Genomic DNA, 20068 nt, shown 5'->3' with positions numbered 1-20068 from the left:
TTTTAAAAATATAAATTTATAATATAATGTTTGAACTAAAATAAAATATTTTAAGAAACGAATCGCTTATAATCACTAAAAAAATCACTTATATCAAAAATTGTTTTACAAAGTATATAAATATTTTTTGTATTTACCTTAATAATAATTATAATTTGAAACAATTTTATTCATTTTTAAAATATTTTTTTTATAACATTTCATATAATAATAGATTTTATAATTTGTGAGTGAAAAATTTAATTATCACAAAAATTTTCTTACAAGGAGATGTGTTAAAATGACAAATAACCTCAGAAAAGTAAAGCAGGATTTACGTTCCTATGCAAAAAGATGTAAGGATGTACATTATACCGAAAGCTTATTGATAAGATTCCTAATAACAGGAATCCTTTTCGCAACAAATAATCTGTTCTCAGCTTCAAAAGACACAAATATCGAGAATCAAAGACAAACAATTTCTACGTCAATAAAAAATTTATATCAGCAAGTTAAAGCGACACGAAAAGAAAATGACAAATTATTAAAACAAACAAATCTTGAGTTGATTCAATTAATGGAACAAGGAGATCATGTAGTTAAATCACCTTGGAGTAGCTGGCAGTACGGAATAAACTATTTTAATAATAATTGGAATGGAACATATAAAGGACGTGGAGATAAGAAAACAAAATATCCATACGAAGGAGTATTTGAAAGAAGTTCAGATATTTATGAAAGAACAATCTCACCAGATAGTGAAAATTATGGATTGTTAAGTAGAAACAGAAGAGCAAACTTTGCTTCAGGTTCAGCTGCTGGATACGGTATAGCGAGTTTCAAACCAGTAAGAGAGCCAATTATACCATTTGAAGTAAATGCTGGAATACGTCCAAGAAGTATAAACAAATCAGCAATTACAATAGCTGATAAAACAGCTGTTATCCCTACTTTGCCAGAGGCAATTAGCTTTACACCGCCAAGTCCAGTTATAAGTATACCATCGTTACCAGAATTACCACCTCCACCAACTTTTAATATTCAGTTAGGTTCTTATTGTAATAGTATGACGGGTTGTAATACTGCTACAAATGGTGGTCCATATAATGCAATGTACCAAGGAAGAGCGAGATCAATCTCACTTGGAGATGATTTAAATATTACTACAAATGATCCTTCTTTAAGACATGGTTGGGCTAATGCTTCTGGTGGAAATAGTGCATTACTATTTTCTTATTTTGATGCTACAGGGGGAATAGATGGAGGAACATCTGTACTAACTGGAAATTTAACAGTTTCTTCAGTAAATCCAGTTAAGAATGATGCTGGAAATACAATTTCCTATAATAAACAGAATTTCCTTGTTGGAGGTTCTCGGGTAGCAACACTTGATAATGCTGCAAATGCCACATTGGAAAATAATGCGACAGTTAACTTAGCAGGGCCTTTAACAGTAGGATTTGAAGCCCAAACAGATACTTTGTTACGACCGGGAACATCACAAGGTAGCCGTACAATAATAAATGGAGCTTCAGGGACAATTACAGATGAACTGGAAGCTACAAATGCAGATGTACAATCACTGCTTCCTGTGGGTCAATCAGATTTATTGAACCTTGCAAACTTTGGAACATCGTCTTCTCCCATTACAGTAAAAAATAAAGCTGGGTATCTTGGATATAAAATAGGATTAATATTAACTCTTGAAAATGCTGATGTGTATGCTGATTCAGATTACCGTTTAATAAATAACGGAATAATAAAAATTAATGGAGAAAAATCAATAGGAATACAAATATTTGCACCTACTTCTCCTTCAAAAGTTACTGTATCTAATACTAATGGTATTACTATGGGCGGAATTGAAAGTTACGGTATGAAGTGGTCTTCACGTGTTTCAAATGATAGCACAATGGAAAATACTGGAACTATCAAAGTAACTGGAGACGGAGGTGCAACAACTGATTCTAAAGGTAATCTTGTTGTTGGAGATTCATTATCTTCTGGAATCGCTGTCGTAGAAAATAAATCTTATACAGGTTCGGATGCAATAAGAGCCTATACAGGAAAAGTTAAAAACAACGGAACTATTGAAGTATCAGGAGGTAAAGGTAACACTGGTATGGTGCTGATTGCAAATGCCGCTGATGATATAACTAACGATACAAATGGAACAATTACTGTTAGCAGTACTAAAAAAAGACAAAACATAGCTATGAGGGTCGATAAAGGTTCAGTCGCAACAGATGATACAAGTGGAAATCCTCCTAAGGCAATAAATAATGGTACAATCAATTTAGACGGCGACTCTTCGATAGGTATCGTTGGAACAAATGCAAATGTTGTTAATAATAAAAATAAAACAATAGGGACAACTACTGGAAAGACAATAATTAACGGAATTGGAATGGCAACTAGTGGCGGAAATCTTGAAAATGATGGTATCATTGACCTTCAGGGGACAGGGGCTTCAACGAATGTTGGTGTTTACATGGAAAAAAATACTACAAGCGGAAATGCTCCATCAGGGACTCTTGGTGCAAACAGTACTGTCAAAGTAAAAGGGGACAATTCAACAGGTGTATTAGTTAAGAATGGCACATTGAATTATGGAGGAAGCACATCTGCTACTGGAAATGGAGTAACAGGGTTAATCATAGGAGACAATACGGCTGCAAATACTGCTGTCGTGACAGCTAAAGAAAACGGAACTGTGACTGTAAATAATGGCACATCAACAGCCGCTGGAATTTATACATATCTACAAGGTAAAAATACAGTTAAAAAAGGCTCTTATGGTATCGTTGTAGGAAAGAATTCGAAGCTTGTGAGCGACGGGACTCATAATGTTGATGCTGATATAAACGTGACGGGAGAAGAGTCAATAGGGCTTTATTCTGGTGAAGGTGCCGAGCTGGAAGTTAAAGACCATACAGTAAAAGCGGCTGAAGGTGCTGTAAACTATGACGCTGATAAAGGTAAGATAACGTTAAAAGGTACAGGTACAGCGACAACTGGACAAAAATCATTGTTATTCTATCTAGGACAAGATGGTTCTGGAAAAGTTTCGATAGATGGTGCTATGACTGCCACTATTGAAGGAGGAACAACACCTAATGAGAGAGGTAATGCATTCTACTATGTAGGAAATGGTGGAGACTTTGGAAAATCTCAAATTCAAGGATGGGCAAAGAATAACTTTGGAGATGGAACAAAGACAACTTTAGGAAATTTAACATTGAATATGAATAAAGGTTCAAGACTATTTATTGCTCAAAATGTTGGAATGGATTTATCTGATACAACAGGAGATACTGTTTCAAAGGCTACAGGAGCAAATATAAACGGAACTGACTACAAAACATTCATGTTGTATTTAAGTAAATTGACAATTAACCAGGATGTAAACTTAGATAATGCTAACGATGCATACAATCAGCTTGAAATTTCAAACTCATCAATAACAAATGCGAATACTAAGACTATCACAGGAACAAAAGCTGATCAGGTTGCAATGGCTCAAGAAAATGATAGTAAGTTGTATGCAAGAAACAAAGTTACACTATCAAATGAAGGAACAATTAACTTAAGTGGTACAGGCTCTACAGGAATTTACGCTAAATACGGAGAATTGTATAACAAAGCAACAGGTGTAATGTCAATGGGTGACAAATCAACTGCCATTTATGGAATTGAAGATTCATTGATTGAAAATGCAGGAAAAATTACGATAGGTTCAAATTCAACTGGACTGTATTCAGAAGGATCTAAGACACAAACAATAAAAAATACAGGAGAGATAGAATCAGCAGGAAATGATTCAGTTGCAATATCTTACAAACCAGATGCAGCACTTACTCCAGGAACAGTTCTTGAAAATACAGGTAAAATCACAATGACAGGTGACAGAAATACAGCAATGTATGCAACAGGTACGCCTGGATACACGGCTAAGAACAGTGGAACAATCACATTGGGAGATTCAGCATCAATTACGAGTCCTAACGTTGGACTTTATACGGATCATAACACTGTAATATTACAAAATACAGGTAAAATAGAGTCTGGAAACAACACAATTGGAATATATGGACATGCTGTAGAAAATTCAGGTGACTTGAAGATAGGAAATGCAGCAATTGGAATTTATTCTCAAAGTGGAAATGTTAATCTGACAGGAGGAACAATTACAACTGGAACTGATGAGGCAGTTGGAGTTTATACAGTAGGAAGTGGACAAACAGTTACAAATAGTGGTACATCATTTAACATTGGAAACAATTCATTTGGATTTGTAAACGTTGGAACTGGAAACACAATAACTTCAAGTATTTCAAATGTAGGTCTTGGAGATAACAATGTGTACATGTATTCAAATGATAAAGCAGGTACAGTAACAAACTTTACAAACATAACTTCTACTGGAGAACAAAATTATGGAATTTATTCAGCAGGTACAGTAACAAATAATGGAAACATTGACTTGTCAAGTGGAAAAGGAAGTGTAGCAATTTACAGTATTAAAGGAGGAACTGCGACAAATAATGCAACAATCACTGTAGGACCATCTGATGTTACAAGTAGCCTTTACTCAATAGGTATGGGAGCAGGATATGATACGATTGATACAGGAAACATTGTGAACAAGGGAACAATTAATGTAAATGGTAAATACAGTATAGGAATGTATGCAAGTGGAGCAGGAAGTACTGCAACAAATGATGGGGATATTTTCTTGAACGAAAGCAACACAACAGGTATTTATGCTGACAATGGAGCGACAGCAATAAATAACAAAAATATTACAACAGGTTCAGGAACTTATACGAATACGGTTGGAGTATATCTAGGAAAAGATTCTAAACTGATAAATAATCCTGGAGCATCAATTAACATAAATGCCAAGAACGGTGTAGGAGTCTACTTAAAAGGAGGAATAGTAGAAAACTACGGAACTATAACAGTAAATGGTGTTTCTAAAACAAATAACAGTGAGACAGATGGTAAACTGATATATGAATTTACAGTTCCTGACACAGGAAAAGGAATAGGAGGAGTAGCAATTGATGCACCTGCAGGAGCTCAGACTGCTACAATCACTGTAAATGGAGTACCACAAATACCAACAGTTGTAAATACGACAGGAAGAAATCCAATATCAGTATCAGCTTCAAGTATTGGTCTATATGTAAATACATCAGGAGTTAATTACACAAGATCAATAGATGGATTGCAAAACTTGACAAGTGAAGCAGACTTAATCATTGGTAATGAGGCAGCTGAATCAACAAACAGTAAATATATATTAGTAAATGACCCTAATATAATAAATCCGTATAAAACAGCAATGCTAAGTAATCCAAACATTAAATGGAATGTGTATTCAGGATCAATAGGATGGATTGCAACTCCAACACTGGATCCAAATGATGGTTCAATAACAAGCCTATACATGGCAAAAGTGCCGTATACAGAATGGGCTGGAAGAAAAGCAACACCAATAAACAGTTTAGACACATATAACTTTGCAGATGGATTGGAGCAAAGATATGGAGTAAAAGATTTAGGAACTAGGGAAAGATTAATATTTACAAAACTGAATGGAATTGGAAACAACGAAGAAGTATTGTTGTATCAAGCATTTGATGAAATGATGGGACATCAGTATGGAAACTTACAGCAAAGAATCAATGCTACAGGAAACTTACTTGACAAAGAGTTTAAATACTTAAAACACAACTGGAGAAATCCATCTAAACAAAACAACAAGATTAAAGTGTTTGGTATGAGAGATGAATACAACACTGATACAGCAGGAATCATCAACTATACAAGCAATGCCTATGGTGTAGCTTATGTTCATGAAGATGAAAAGATTAAGATGGGTAACTCAAGCGGATGGTATGCAGGAGCAGTAACAAATAGATTTAAGTTCAAGGATATTGGAAGCTCAAGAGAAGATCAGACAATACTTAAAGCAGGAGTATTTAAAACTATGTCACCAAAAGGAGACCATAATGGAGCATTGCAATGGACAATTGGTGGAGATGCATTTGTAGGTATTAATGCAATGAAACGTAGATACTTGGTTGTAGATGAAGTGTTCCAGGCTAAATCAGACTATCATTCTTATGGAGCGGCAGTTAAGACAGATTTAGGATATGACATTAGAATGAGTGAAAGAACACATTTACGTCCATATGGAGCGTTGAAGATGGAATATGGTAAATTCAATGACATCAAAGAAGATAGAGGGGAAATGAGACTGGAAGTAAAAGGAAACGACTATTTCTCAGTTAAACCTGAAGTTGGAATGGAATTCAGATATGTACAGCCACTTGCAGTAAGAACAAACTTAACAGTAGGAGTAACAGCTGCGTATGAAAATGAGCTAGGAAAAGTTGGAGATGTGAACAATAAGGGAAGAGTAAGATATACGACAGCAGACTGGTTTGGAATCAGAGGAGAAAAAGAGGACAGACGAGGGAATGGTAAGTTTGACTTAAATATTGGAGTGGATAACACAAGATTCGGAGTTACAGTAAATGGAGGATATGACACTAAAGGAAATAACGTAAGGGCAGGAATAGGATTTAGAGCTATTTACTAGAACAAAGACAGAAGACAGAATAAAGAAAGAGAGGGCAGCGGAACTTAGGTTTTGCTGTTCTTTTTTAGAAAATAAGTATATTTTGTTTTTATGATTTTTAGAGATTTATGAATAAATTATTGAAATGATTAATAAATGTTTTTTCTTATTTTATTTATATATTTTTTTAACGTAAAGGGATCAGACGCCATGCCCTTTTTGTATAATAATCCTTATAATTTAATATAGAATATCGTGATTTTCCTTGCTTATATAAAAAGAAAAAACATAGGATTATAAAAAATATTTATTAAACATTTGCTATCTAAATGGGGAATAGTATAAATAGAAATTATTACATATTTTTTAGGAGAAGATATTATGAAAAAAGTATTTTTAAGAATAAATATAATTTTATTGTGGATTACGATTTGGCATTTTTATAGATTTCCAATAACTGAAAATATGAGTTTGTCTTTGCACAATAAAAAAATTTATAGAAGGCTGATATTTAATACAATTGATTCGCTTGTTAAAGATAAAAATGACTTATTATTTAATATTAATTTTGGCGGGGAAGAGCAGGATGATGTAGGAAGAGCGTATGTGAAAGGATTGATGAAAAATCGAGATGCATGGATAGGTTATGTTTACTCTTTTGATGAAATTATGGAAGAAAGTCCAGCTTATGCTAAATCCACCAAATGGAGATGAATTGGCAGTGAAAGAATATGTAAATAAACATTCAGGATATTTTTATGTAACTTCAAATGAAACGAAATATCATTTGACAAAAGAAGAAATAATGAGAAAATTTAATTTAAAAAAATTAAGTTTAAAAAATCCTAGATTTTTTGTAGATAAGATTGGGACGGACAGAGAATTGTCAAATTGGAATAAATATACTTATAAACTGCCACAGAGTAAATTAAAGGATGAGAAAGATATAAAGGACGCAAAGAATATCGAAAAAAGAATAAAAAAGAAAAGAATTTTTTGGGTATTGAGTTTAATTCTTTGTTTAATATTGCAAATATTATATTTAACAAAAAATAAAAAGAATACAAAATAATTTTATCAGAATAATGTAAATAAGTGGCAATCATATTCAAAATTTGTAATTTTTTACGTAAATATGGAGTATTTTCCTGTCTATATCTTTAATTAAATTATTTATTTTTCTTATAATTTTTTTGTCCTGAGTTTGCCAATAGAGATATTCTTCCCATGCTTCATCAGACCATACTTTTTTCACTATTCCACCTCAATTAATTCGTGTTCTTTTAATGTAGTTTTTCCCTCTTTTACATTTTGGATTGATTGATTTAGATGTTCCATATTTTGTTTGCTATAAAATGGATCTGCGGTTATTTCAAATGGTATCCGTCTTTCAGAACCTAATTTTTTTATAGTGGCTGATAAAGAAAATCCCATGTCAGAGTATGCCTGTTCAGCATTTTTCTTGATGGTATCATCAATTCGTAAATTAATTTGTGCATAAAACCGTCTTTTTCAAATATAGTATACTATGTAACAATTATAAAGCAAATTTATATAATTTGCTATACGAAAAAGTTCAGATAGCTAGTAATTTAGCTATAATTTTTTATTATTATAAATTTTAAAAATATTTTTTAGGCTCCAAATACTTTAATTAAAGCCTTTGATGAATATATAAATAAATTTTTGAGTAAAATGTAAAAAAAATTTAAAAAAATGTTGACAAAAATATTAAATAGTGATATATTATATTTATTAGCAATCATACAAGAAGAGTGCTAATAAAATAAAAATAATTTTAATTAGAAAAATTTAAAAAGAAAAAGGTGATGGATATGGAACAGAACTTTACGCAAAAAAGTTTTGAGGCTATTTCAGAGGCTAATAACTTTGCGATTAGATACAGACATTCTGATATAAAGGTGGAACATTTACTGCTTGCACTTGTGGGACAGATGGATGGATTGATTCCTAGCGTGCTTAAGAAAATGGGAATTGATACGACTGATATGATTAGGAAGATTGAGAGCAAACTAGAAAGTTTTCCTAAGATTGAAGGTGGAAATAGCGAGCCAAGAGCGAATAGTGAATTAAATAGAGTTCTCGTTGGAGCAAGAGATACTGCAAAGAAAATGGGAGACAGCTATATTAGTACAGAACATTTGTTTTTGGCAAGTTATGATAATAACAGTTTTTTGAAACATTACGGAATAAACAAGAAACAGTTTGAAACTGTACTTGAAAATGTAAGAGGAGGTAGAAAAATTATGACAGATAATCCAGAAAGTACATACGAAGCATTAGATAAATTTGGAAAAGATTTGGTTGAACTGGCTCGAAAAGGTAAACTTGATCCGATTATCGGAAGAGATAATGAAATCCGACGGGCTATACAGATTTTATCAAGAAGAAATAAAAATAATCCAATTCTGATTGGAGAACCAGGAGTTGGAAAAACAGCCATTGCAGAAGGGATTGCACAGAGAATACTAAAAGGCGATGTACCTGAAAACTTGAAGGACAAGACGATTTTCTCGCTTGATATGGGTGCCTTGGTTGCAGGAGCGAAATATCGTGGGGAATTTGAGGAAAGATTAAAAGCGGTATTGGAAGAAATTGAAAAAAGTGAAGGAAGAATAATTCTTTTCATTGATGAAGTACATAATATTGTGGGTGCTGGGAAAACAGAAGGATCTATGGACGCTGGAAACCTTTTGAAGCCAATGCTTGCACGTGGGGAAATAAAGGTTATTGGAGCTACTACGATTGATGAATATAGAAAATATATCGAAAAGGATGCGGCACTTGAGCGTAGATTTCAGCCTGTAATGGTAGATGAGCCGACTGTGGAAGATACTATTTCAATTTTACGTGGATTGAAAGAAAAATTTGAAATTTTCCATGGAATCAGAATTACGGATAATGCGATAGTTACAGCGGCTACAATGAGTGACAGATATATAAATGACAGATTTTTACCAGATAAAGCGATAGACTTGATTGATGAGGCAGCTGCAAAAGTAAAGACTGAAATTAATTCAATGCCGACAGAGCTTGACGAAGTGACAAGACGTGTTATGCAGCTTGAAATTGAAAAAGTGGCACTTGAGAAGGAAAAAGATCAGGCTTCTAAGGATAGACTTGTTACATTAGAAAAAGAATTGGCAGAACTTAACGAGAAAAAAGCCGCATTTAAGGCACAATGGGAAAGTGAAAAGCAGGAAGTTGAAAAAATACAAAATATTAATACAGAAATTGAAAAAGTTAAACTTCAAATTGCCGATGCGCAAAGAAAAAATGACTACAACAAACTGGCTGAACTGCAATACGGTAAATTGCCAGCACTGGAAAAACAAAGGGCAGATGAAGAAGAAAAAGCCAAAAATCAAAATCCAGATACAAATAAATTATTAAAACAGGAAATTGACAGTGAAGAAATAGCAGAAATTGTTGGAAAATGGACTGGAATACCAGTTTCAAAATTGTTACAGGGAGAACGTGAAAAAATCTTACACCTTGCAGAACAAATGATGAAAAGAGTAATCGGACAAGATGAAGCAATCACAACAATAAGCGACACAATAATTCGTTCACGTGCTGGATTAAAAGATCCAAACCGTCCAATTGGTTCATTTATTTTCTTAGGACCAACAGGGGTAGGTAAGACTTATTTGACAAAAACTCTTGCATTTAACCTGTTTGACGATGAAAGCAATATTATTAGAATTGATATGAGTGAATATATGGATAAATTCAGCACCACAAGGTTAATCGGAGCCCCTCCAGGGTATGTAGGATATGAAGAAGGTGGTCAGTTGACAGAAGCTGTGAGAAGAAAACCTTATTCAGTAATCCTGTTTGACGAAATTGAAAAGGCTCATCCAGATGTATTTAATATTCTGTTGCAACTACTTGATGATGGAAGGCTTACAGATGGAAAAGGGAAAGTTGTAGACTTTAAGAATACAATTATCATTATGACTTCAAATATCGGAAGTGAAATTATATTGGAAGATCCGCAAGTTTCCGAGCCAACAAAAGAAGCTGTATTAAATGAAATGAAACATAGATTCAAGCCAGAATTCTTGAACAGAATTGACGATATTATCGTATTTAAAGCATTAGGAAAAGAAAGTGTGAAAAATATTATCTCGCTTATCCTTGATGAAATAAATGATAAATTAAAAGAACAATATATAAAAATTGAATTTACAGACAAAGCTCTAGATTATATTGTAAACGAAGCTTATGACCCAGCTTATGGAGCAAGACCTCTAAAACGTTTTGTTCAAAAAGATATAGAAACCAACTTATCAAAAATGATTTTGAGCAACGAAGTACCTGAAAATAGTACAGTTGTGCTGGATAGCGATGGGAATAAATTGATTTATGATGTGAAGAAATAAATTAGGAATTGAATAAAACTTTAAAGTATTTTTTGAAGTGAGTTTTTAGGAAATAGAGAAGTATCAGAAATGGTACTTCTTTTTTTTCAGAAAAGATGTAAAAACAAACATATTGTTTGACAATTTTTTATAAAATAAATATAATGTATTTACAAAAATAATATTATTTTAAGTGGATAAATGAGTGAAATAAAAAATAGTCTAAAGTTTTGGGGACACTCCAATGCCGGAGCAGAATTAGACAGCATACTGCCACCAACTTCACGTAGAAAGGGAGCAAGAGAGGCAAAAAAACAGACTGTATTACAGAAAATAAGAAATATAGTGGAAATTTTTATTGGAATTTAGCTATACATTCAAACCTATTTAAAATTAATTATATAAATTTAAGGATTGAGTAAAATAGTTATAGTTTTTTAGTTCGGTTTTAAAGAAGTTTTACTATAGATTATAATAATTTTAAAAATAAAAAGTGATATTGTAAATTTTTTTTATAAAATCTATCAGTATCACTTTTTTATTCTAATAATTTTTAATTTTTTCTATTTCTTTCAATTTTCTTCTTTAAAGCCTTAAAAGGTAATTTTTTTAATATTTTCTCGAATCATAGTATAAATCGCCTTCCTCTTTCTTTCACGGATTATCTGTAATAACAATACCTTATAAAAGTTCAAATATCAATAAAATCGACAGTGTTAATATATAAAAAACTTAAAAATGATATTTTTTTTATTGAAAAATCCTAAGAAATTTAGTAAAATGTACTTAGTAAGAAAGGTGTATTTTAGTCAGAACATGATAATTTTTATTTTTTTATAATTTTTTCTAAATGTTCGGATATTAAATTATAAAAAAGAGATTTGCAAAATTAAGGGAGAACAGAATTATGAAAAAATTACATATTTTAAGTACAATGATGCTGTCAGCAGCAACTGCAATGGCTCAGGAAATAAAGATAAATGGGGGCTGGGACTTTGACAGGGCATATAAAAATGATTTAACTAAACATCAGAAAGGTTTGTCGAATACTATTTATGACTATAAATTTAAAAATGGTCCTGTTGCAGGAATAGAGTGGCTGTTTGACAATCAGGGAAGACTTGAATTAGGAATTGGTGCGGAACGTAAGTTTTCTGTAAAATCTTCAGCTTTAAAAGATAAGAATGAAATGAAAATGTATGAAATAACACCAATGTACTTAACAAGTAAATATAATTTAATAACTTCTAAAAAAGGAAATGATCTCGTTTACATTATTGGAAGAGTAGGATATGCTCAGGCTAAAGCTGGAAGGGACAATAAAGAAGATTTGAACGATAAAAATTTTCGTGGTGGACTTTATTATGCGGGTGGTCTAGGTACTCAAGTTGGTCCCATTTCAATTGAAGCATTATATGAAAGATCAAATTTACGATATGACAAAGTAAATTTAGGTAATATAAATAGAAATAATATAAGTACTCTAAATAATTTTAAAAAGACGAAAGACAATATAAATACTGTTGGTATAAGAATAGGATATAGTATCGGAAATACAAAAAATTTACCAAAGAAAAAAAATGAAACTGTACCTTTTGATCCTTTTAGAACTGATATTTTTGCTAAAACAGGAGATATGCAATACACTACGGATAAAATTCAGAAAAGAAAATGGAATGGCGGAGAACTTAGATTAAATGCAGGATATAATTTTAAAAACAGATATAATGTCCAGCCAGAGAAATTTTTGGGAACAGGAATGAAAAATAACAAATGGCAATCTGCAAAATCTGATTTTGATATAAAAAAAATGCCTGTTGTTGGCTTGGAATATTTATTTGATAATCAAGGAGTTGTTGAATTAGGTCTAGGTGTTGAACAAAAATTTTATGATATTACTGCTTTTTTTAATGATAAAAATCAAAAACATGTTTTAAGAACATATCCCGCTTATGCTACAACAAAAATTAACTTAGTAAATAATAAAGGAGATAATCTTATTTACGCTGTTGGACGAATAGGATATGTACATGGTGAAATAAAGGAAGAAAACTTTAATAAGAAAGATCTTCGTGGCGGTCTTTACTACGCTGGAGGATTAGGTACAGAATTAGGGCCAGTTTCTATAGAAGCCCTTTACGAAAGGTCAAATTTTAAATATCAGCCAAAAGATACAGTCAGTCCTATAAAAACTAAAGGTAAAATTGATACATTTGGTATAAGAGTAGGATATAGAATAGGAAGTATAAAAAATAAACCGAAAATAAAAGAAGTTAAAACAGCAGTATATACCTATAATATACCAGAAGAAGACAGAATAAATATAGCCGGCAATTTGAAAAACAAAAGTAATGAAGTTTTAACTTTTAAAAGAAGTTCTACCAAAAGGCTGCAAATTTTGGAAAATGAAATAAAGGAAGCTAGAGTGAAAGGTCATAATATTTATAATGATATACCAGAAGAAGATAGGATAGATATAGCTGGTAATTTGAAAGAAAAAAGTAATACTGATTCAACTTTAAAAAAAGGTACTGTAAAAAGGGAAAAATACTTTGAAGATGAGATGAAAAAAGAAAACACTAAAACTGTATCTGAAGAAGATTCCATAGATATAATCAATAATTTAAGTTTTAACAGATTATAAATTATAGGTTTTCTAAAAAGAAAAAATTTGACTACAACATGAAGTTGAAACATTAATTTGGGAAAGGTGATAGAAAATGAAAAGATTTATAATTGCTGTACTGATCTTAATTTTTATGAGTTTTTTGATAATGGCTGAAAATATAGGTAATGTATCTTCTTCAGTAAGCGAAATAAAATCGAATAACGATATATTATTAAAATGTTCAAATATGGCGGGAGAAAGTACACAAGTAACTGGAATAAATGAAAATAATGGGAATAATATATTTTTAAAATGTATGAATTTTGAAAATATAAATGAAAGTATAGTTACAACAAATAAAATTAATTCCAAAGATATATTATTGGAATGTTTAAATCCAAGTGAAAAAACAGCAGGTGAAACAGAGAAAGTTGGAAATTCTAATGAAAAAATATTAAAATGTTCAAATATAGTTAAAATAATTAATGCGAGTGAATTACTTCAAACAGATAAAATTGGGGATGTCAAAGGAATACAGTTAAAATGTTCAAATCCAGTAAAAAATGTAAATACAGCTGAAAACCCACTATCTGAAAGCAACAGTTCAAAAGATATAGTTTTAAAATGTTCAAGTACATCTGAAAATCTTTTGAAAAACGAAACAACGATAAATAGTGAAAGAGTAACTACAACTGAAATAACATTAAAATGTTCAAATGTAGTTAAAGTTATTGATGGAAATAAAGTCTTTTCGAATAATTTAGAAAATTATGATGCAGTAATATTAAACTGTACAGAGAAAACAGAAAATAACAACAATATTATTGGTAATATAGGACAACCAAAAGGGAATATTGGGTCGTTAGGAAGCAATATAGATGGAAAAGTTCCTATTGGACCTATTATTGGGGGAGCAGTAGGAATTCCTGCTGTTGGAGCGATTGTCGGAGGAATTGGACATCATGGTGGTAAAGGAAAAGATGACTCTCCCAAAGCTCAAAATGGTGGTAACAATGGTTCAAATAATAGTGGAAAAAATGATATTGGAAAACCCAAAAAAGATGATTCAAAAATACATAATGTAAAAGGAATTGGGATTCAGCCAGTTAATCCTTTTTGGAGAAGTAATCTTCAAGAAGCGGAAGACTCTTATTCAAAAATAGCAAGGGTAGGATTTCAGTGGGTAAGAATTACAGCTTCGTGGCATAGAATTCAATCTTCAAAAAACGGAGGATATGACTGGCAGGACATAGATGATGCTATTGCTCTTGCAAAAAAATATAACTTAAAAGTTTTGATGCAAATAAGTGGTGCTCCCGAATGGGCAACAGGAGTAGACAAACTTTCAGCTGCTGAAAAAAATGCGTTAAATGCAAGAAAAATTTGGGTAGCATCATTTGCTCCGCTTCCGCAGTATGATAATGATTTTTCAAATTTTGTAAGTGCATTAGTAAATAGATATGCTCGGCAAGGAGTAATTGACTATGAATTTTGGAATGAACCAGGAAATCCAGAATTTTGGCATGACACGATTCAAAATCCTAAACCTAATCCTGAACATTATACTCATTTATTGAAAATAGCCTATACAGCAGCACATAATGCACATAATGATGTAAATGTTATGGCTGGTGGAATGACAGTAGGAGGGAGTAATAATTCAACAGGGTATATTGGACCTATGGAATTTTTAGAGAGAATGTACAGAGCTGGAGCAAAAGAATATTTTGACGGTGTATCACATCATCCTTATGGAATTTATGCTAGAGCTTTTCGGGATAATGGATGGGCAAATATGATAGATGATGTTGTAAAACCTGGAGGCGGAGAAAAAACATTATATCAGATAATGTTAGAGAATGGTGATGGAAATAAAAAAATATGGCCGTCAGAAGTAGGACTAGATGCCGCTTATCCTGGAGTCGATGAAACAAAACAAGCCAATGTAATAAGCCAAATTTTAGGATGGTATCAAAAATCAAATATATTTGGGCCTCTTATTCTATATCAAGCAAAAGACAGAAAGCCTTATATTACTTCAGGAGTAGTTGATAGAGATAGTAATGGCGATGGGTGGCTTGATGTAAATATTGATACAAATGGCGATGGTATTCCTGATGCAAATATTGACGCAGATAATAATGGACGGCCTGATATACTGGATGCTGCAGACCCTGCAAATTATTTTGGGATTTGGAAGTCAGATGGTACTGAAAAGAAGGCAGTAGATGTGATTCGAAGATTTATTAATAATCAGCCGTTACCTGGATCAAATCCATTAACAAATGGATGTGATAGTGCCACAGATGCTTCAGGACAATGGAAGAGTGTAAAATGTTGGGAATTTAAAGATAGAAATCTCCCTTCTGATTGGCAAAGTAAAAAGGCTATTAATCATCTAAATAGTCACTTGTCTTATTTACACAATAATATCAGTCTTGTAAACGGTGATCATGTTAGAATTACTACACGTCGTCATTGTGTTAATAGAAGAGGAGACCCGTTAACTGATGCAAATGCGACTACAGGAGTTTGTCCTGCAGTTAAGGTTACCCAATATTCGAGTGGTAGGCTAGAATCTAATAAGCTTGTGGATGCTTCTAAGCCGTTCCGTGCAGAAGTACGTGCCAGAATGAACTGGAATCGTCTGCAAGGAATGCGTACAGCTCTTTGGATGCAGAAACAGCACAATGATGTAGATACGCCTATTTGTAAAAATCCAGGTGGAAGTGCCCCTTACGGTTCACTATTAATTTTAGAATGGTTTGCAAGCACTCCTAGTTATGCATGGCCTGCAACTAATATTAGCTGTTATTACAGCCAAGTTAATCACGAGTGGACACCGCGTGGATTTACACATCGGCTGGAAAATATTGTTGGTGGACACACTACATCACTAACACATGAATGGCACGTTTGGGCAATTGAGTTTGATGGAACAAAAGTACGTTATTATATGGATGGAAGGTTGATTCCAGTAGTTCATTATCGTATTAAGGATGCTCAACGTATTAGTGTAGTTGACAATACTAGATATGATCAATACGGTAACTATCTTTCTACTATGCCAGATGAAGACTTTAGCAAGCTAAATATTCCTTCTGCCTTAATTAAACAAGGATTTGAGAACGATAAATGGCATTTCATTTTTAATGATTATGTGGAATGGGAACCAGGTTTGAATCCACCTTCTGAGCATTCTCCGTTCCCAGTTCAAACTACAGAGATTGACTACGTACGTTTGTATCGTAAAAATTGATTTTATATCAGATATACGAGCTAAAGAAAGATAATTTTAAATTTGTTTAAAAAAAGATAAACTGTTTCATAAGAATGATTTTATGAAGCAGTTTTCTTTTGTTATATATACTTGAAACAATTTAAAATGGAACTACTAAAATTATACAAATTTAGTGTTTGGGTAAAATAGTCATAGCTTTTTATTTTTCTTCTATCTCTTGTCTATAATAACCAGACCTTATAAAATTTGAATTGTCAATATATTCATATACAAAATTTTGAAAAAAACTTTACAAATATGAAAAAATTAGTTATAATAATAAATATTATGTGATAGAGGTGCAATTATTAAAAGTAAATTTACGGAGAAAAGTCGATTCTGTGAAATAAGTTGAAAGGAATAATTGCCGAAGTGTAAGGATTGACTATCTTTATTGCTGGGTCTATGGAGAATATCCATAGGACTGTCATTATCAAAGGATAATGGGGAGCTGTCAGATATAATTCATATAAATTTTTTAAGTTTTTTAGTTTTAAATAAAAATAATAAAAATTTTTAAATATATGTTTTATATGCTGATGCCTGTTGTCAGCATTTTTTATTATCCGAAAAACAAAAATACTGAAAGGAGAAGGAAATTTTTTATTTTTAAAAAGTTTCTGTGGAAATATGAAATTATTTGGAACGTCGAAAGTTAATGAAAAAGGCAATTTATCAATAGGAAGAGTGGATACCGTTGAACTCGTAAAAGAATTTAAAACGCCACTTTATGTTATGGATCAGGAGCTTATTGAAACAACGATAGATAAAATGAAAGTGGCATTTAAGTCAACGAGATTTAATACAAGAATTGCTTATGCTGGAAAAGCATTTTTGTCAACAGGGATGATTAAACTGGTTGAATCAAAAGGGCTGGATTTGGATGTTGTTTCGGGCGGAGAACTTTATACCGCTCATAAAGCTGGATTTCCGATGAATAAAGTTCATTTGCATGGAAACAATAAATTAGTAAGTGAAATTGAAATGGCTGTTGAATTTGGGATTGATACAATTGTTGTTGATAATGAAGATGAAATTGATAAAATTGAGAGAATTTGTCGTGAGAAAGGGAAGAAGCAGGCTGTGCTTGTGAGAATCGATCCAGGAATAGAGGCACATACGCATCATTATATAAAGACTTCTGGGCTTACTTCAAAATTTGGAATTTCATTGTTTCAAGATAATTTATTTGATATAATTAAAAGATTGAATGATAGCGAATGGATAGAATTTAAAGGATTTCATACGCATATCGGTTCACAAATTTTCCAATCGGCATTCTTTATATTTGCTCTAGATGAGATTTTTAAATATTTGGATAAATTGAAAAAGGAATTGGGAATAGTAGTTCACACAGTAAATATGGGTGGAGGATTTGGAGTTTACTATAAGGAAGGAGATGATCCAAAACCGATAGAGGAGGTTCTGAGTGAAATAATAACATATACAGAAGCAATGGAAATTAAATATCAGATTGGATTTAAGGAACTTTGTATTGAGCCAGGAAGAAGTATCGTTGGAAATGCGGGAACTACTTTGTACGAAGTTGGAGGAATTAAGGAAACAGTCGGCGGAAAAACGTATGTATTTATAGATGGAGGAATGTCGGATAATATAAGAACAGCATTATATCAAGCGGAATATGAGGCTGGAGTTGTAAACAAGCTAAATGATACAGATGTAAGAGAAATAACTTTGGCAGGAAAACTGTGTGAATCAGGGGATATTATCATTGAAAAAGGAAAATTGCCAAAAGCAACAGAAATTGGGGATATTGTGGCAGTAACGACAACAGGGGCATATTGTTACACAATGTCAAGCAACTATAACAGAATGATGCGACCAGCAGTTGTATTCGTAAAGGACGGAAAAGCTAAAGTTGCGGTAAAGAGAGAAACATTGGATGATTTAATTAGAAATGATGAAATTTTTGATTTATAAAAAATAAGAAAGAGGTGAATTTACTGTGATTATTGTGCATAAATATGGTGGAACTTCGGTTGCTACAACGGAGAAAATAATGAATATCGCAAAATATTTGGGAAGTGTGAAAGATTCTGGAAACGATGTGGTTGTCGTAGTTTCAGCAATGGGAAAAACTACAGATGCCTTAATAAAATTGGCTCACGAAATTACCGATAAGCCTGACTTGAGGGAGATGGACAGGCTAATGTCAACTGGAGAGCAGCAGACAATTGCATTGCTTAGCATTGCTTTACAGACGCTTGGATACGAAGCTATCTCGCTTACAGGAGCTCAGGCAGGAATAAAAACAAGCGGACATTATACAAAAAACAGAATCGAAGACATTAACGGAAAAGAGATAAAAGAACATTTATCAAAAGGGAAAATTGTAGTTGTAGCTGGATTTCAGGGAGTAAATGAAGCAGGCGATGTGACAACTTTGGGACGAGGAGGATCTGATACATCTGCAGTGGCTCTGGCTGCGGCGCTTGGTGGAAGATGTGAAATTTACACAGATGTTGACGGAATTTATACAATTGATCCAAGAGTTTATAAAAAGGCAAAAAAATTATCTGTAATTTCTTATGATGAAATGATGGAGCTGGCTTTTCTGGGAGCAGGAGTAATGGAGCCTAGAGCTGTTGAACTTGGAAGCAAATATGGTGTAGAAATTTATGTTGGAAAATCGCTTGGAGAAAAAAACGGAACGATTATAACATCGAGAGAAAAAACAAAGGAGAATAAGGAAATGGAGCAAAAAGTAATAACAGGAGTATCAATCAATGAAAATATGGTAATGGTAAACGTAGAGGAAATTCCAACAAATGCACAAAACGTGTATGAAATTTTCAAAAGAGCCGAAGCAAATGGAATAAATATTGACATAATAAGTCAAAATGATGTAACAAGCCATCACGGAAGCTTTGCCTTCACTTGTCCAAAAACAGACATTGCCGCACTTGAAAAAATTGGAGCAGAAATAGAAGCAGAATTTCCAAGAACATCGTTCATAATAAATCCTTACATTACAAAAGTTTCTGTAGTAGGAATAGGACTGATAAGCAACATTGGAGTAGCTGCCAAAATGTTTAGAATCCTTTCAGAAAATGACATAAGTTTCCATCAGGTTTCTACTTCTGAAATCAGTATTTCGTTAGTTGTAGACGAAGTTATGGGAAAAAGAGTAGCTGAATTATTTGCTAAGGAATTTGATTTGTAAAAGGAGAGTCTGAGTTAAAAGAATAGTAATGAAACTATATCAA

At 32.5% G+C, this 20068-nt stretch carries 10 protein-coding genes, 1 pseudogene and 1 riboswitch; of the genes and pseudogenes, 9 read left to right on the top strand and 2 right to left on the bottom strand.

What is annotated here, in order from left to right; genetic code table 11:
* Positions 1-280 precede the first annotated feature (280 nt).
* The 3 genes from QU666_RS08760 to QU666_RS08750 all read left to right on the top strand — a co-directional run bounded on the left by QU666_RS08760 (position 281) and on the right by QU666_RS08750 (position 7640).
* Positions 281-6589 (top strand): autotransporter-associated N-terminal domain-containing protein, encoded by a 6309-nt coding sequence (locus tag QU666_RS08760; RefSeq protein ID WP_304984803.1) that lies wholly within the window; start codon positions 281-283, stop codon positions 6587-6589.
* Positions 6590-6949: 360 nt separating this feature from the next.
* Positions 6950-7282, top strand: coding sequence for a hypothetical protein (locus QU666_RS08755; RefSeq protein WP_021770145.1), 333 nt, complete (start codon positions 6950-6952; stop codon positions 7280-7282).
* The gene (locus tag QU666_RS08750; protein WP_304984802.1) at positions 7230-7640 is read left to right on the top strand and encodes a hypothetical protein; all 411 of its coding nucleotides are present in this window, start codon (positions 7230-7232) and stop codon (positions 7638-7640) included. The genes QU666_RS08755 and QU666_RS08750 overlap by 53 nt, the downstream gene beginning before the upstream one ends.
* Before the next feature lie 75 nt (positions 7641-7715).
* Here the strand turns inward: QU666_RS08750 and QU666_RS08745 are convergent.
* Both QU666_RS08745 and QU666_RS08740 read right to left on the bottom strand, forming a co-directional pair.
* Positions 7716-7823, bottom strand: a pseudogene (locus tag QU666_RS08745) (type II toxin-antitoxin system YoeB family toxin); the annotation flags it as partial.
* Complete coding sequence (locus QU666_RS08740; RefSeq protein ID WP_021770142.1) at positions 7823-8002, bottom strand: hypothetical protein; 180 nt, start codon at positions 8000-8002, stop codon at positions 7823-7825. The gene QU666_RS08740 and the pseudogene QU666_RS08745, both read right to left, overlap by 1 nt.
* 401 nt (positions 8003-8403) lie before the next feature.
* On the opposite strand from QU666_RS08740, the gene clpB reads away from it, so the two are divergent.
* From clpB to QU666_RS08710, 6 genes are all read left to right on the top strand, one after another.
* Positions 8404-10974: an ATP-dependent chaperone ClpB gene (gene clpB, locus QU666_RS08735; protein ID WP_036071885.1), complete on the top strand. Its 2571-nt coding sequence runs from the start codon at positions 8404-8406 to the stop codon at positions 10972-10974.
* Positions 10975-11154: 180 nt separating this feature from the next.
* On the top strand, positions 11155-11322 hold the full coding sequence (locus QU666_RS08730; protein ID WP_021770140.1) for a hypothetical protein: 168 nt from the start codon (positions 11155-11157) through the stop codon (positions 11320-11322).
* A gap of 538 nt (positions 11323-11860) precedes the next feature.
* Positions 11861-13597 carry a hypothetical protein gene (locus QU666_RS08725; RefSeq protein WP_021770139.1) on the top strand — a complete coding sequence of 579 codons (1737 nt, stop codon included), beginning with the start codon at positions 11861-11863 and terminating at the stop codon, positions 13595-13597.
* Between the two features lie 76 nt (positions 13598-13673).
* Entirely contained in the window at positions 13674-16820 is a 3147-nt protein-coding gene (locus QU666_RS08720; protein ID WP_021770138.1) for a beta-galactosidase, read from the top strand.
* Between the two features lie 307 nt (positions 16821-17127).
* Positions 17128-17303: riboswitch (Lysine riboswitch) on the top strand.
* Positions 17304-17471: 168 nt separating this feature from the next.
* On the top strand, positions 17472-18782 hold the full coding sequence (lysA, locus tag QU666_RS08715) for a diaminopimelate decarboxylase (protein WP_036071891.1): 1311 nt from the start codon (positions 17472-17474) through the stop codon (positions 18780-18782).
* Positions 18783-18807: 25 nt separating this feature from the next.
* The gene (locus tag QU666_RS08710; protein ID WP_021770136.1) at positions 18808-20025 is read left to right on the top strand and encodes an aspartate kinase; all 1218 of its coding nucleotides are present in this window, start codon (positions 18808-18810) and stop codon (positions 20023-20025) included.
* Positions 20026-20068: the final 43 nt, after the last annotated feature.

Source organism: Leptotrichia sp. HMT-225, from assembly GCF_030644325.1.
Lineage (GTDB): Bacteria > Fusobacteriota > Fusobacteriia > Fusobacteriales > Leptotrichiaceae > Leptotrichia > Leptotrichia massiliensis.
The sequence above is the reverse complement of the archived record's forward strand: the minus strand, read 5'-3'. Positions and strand labels throughout refer to the sequence as shown.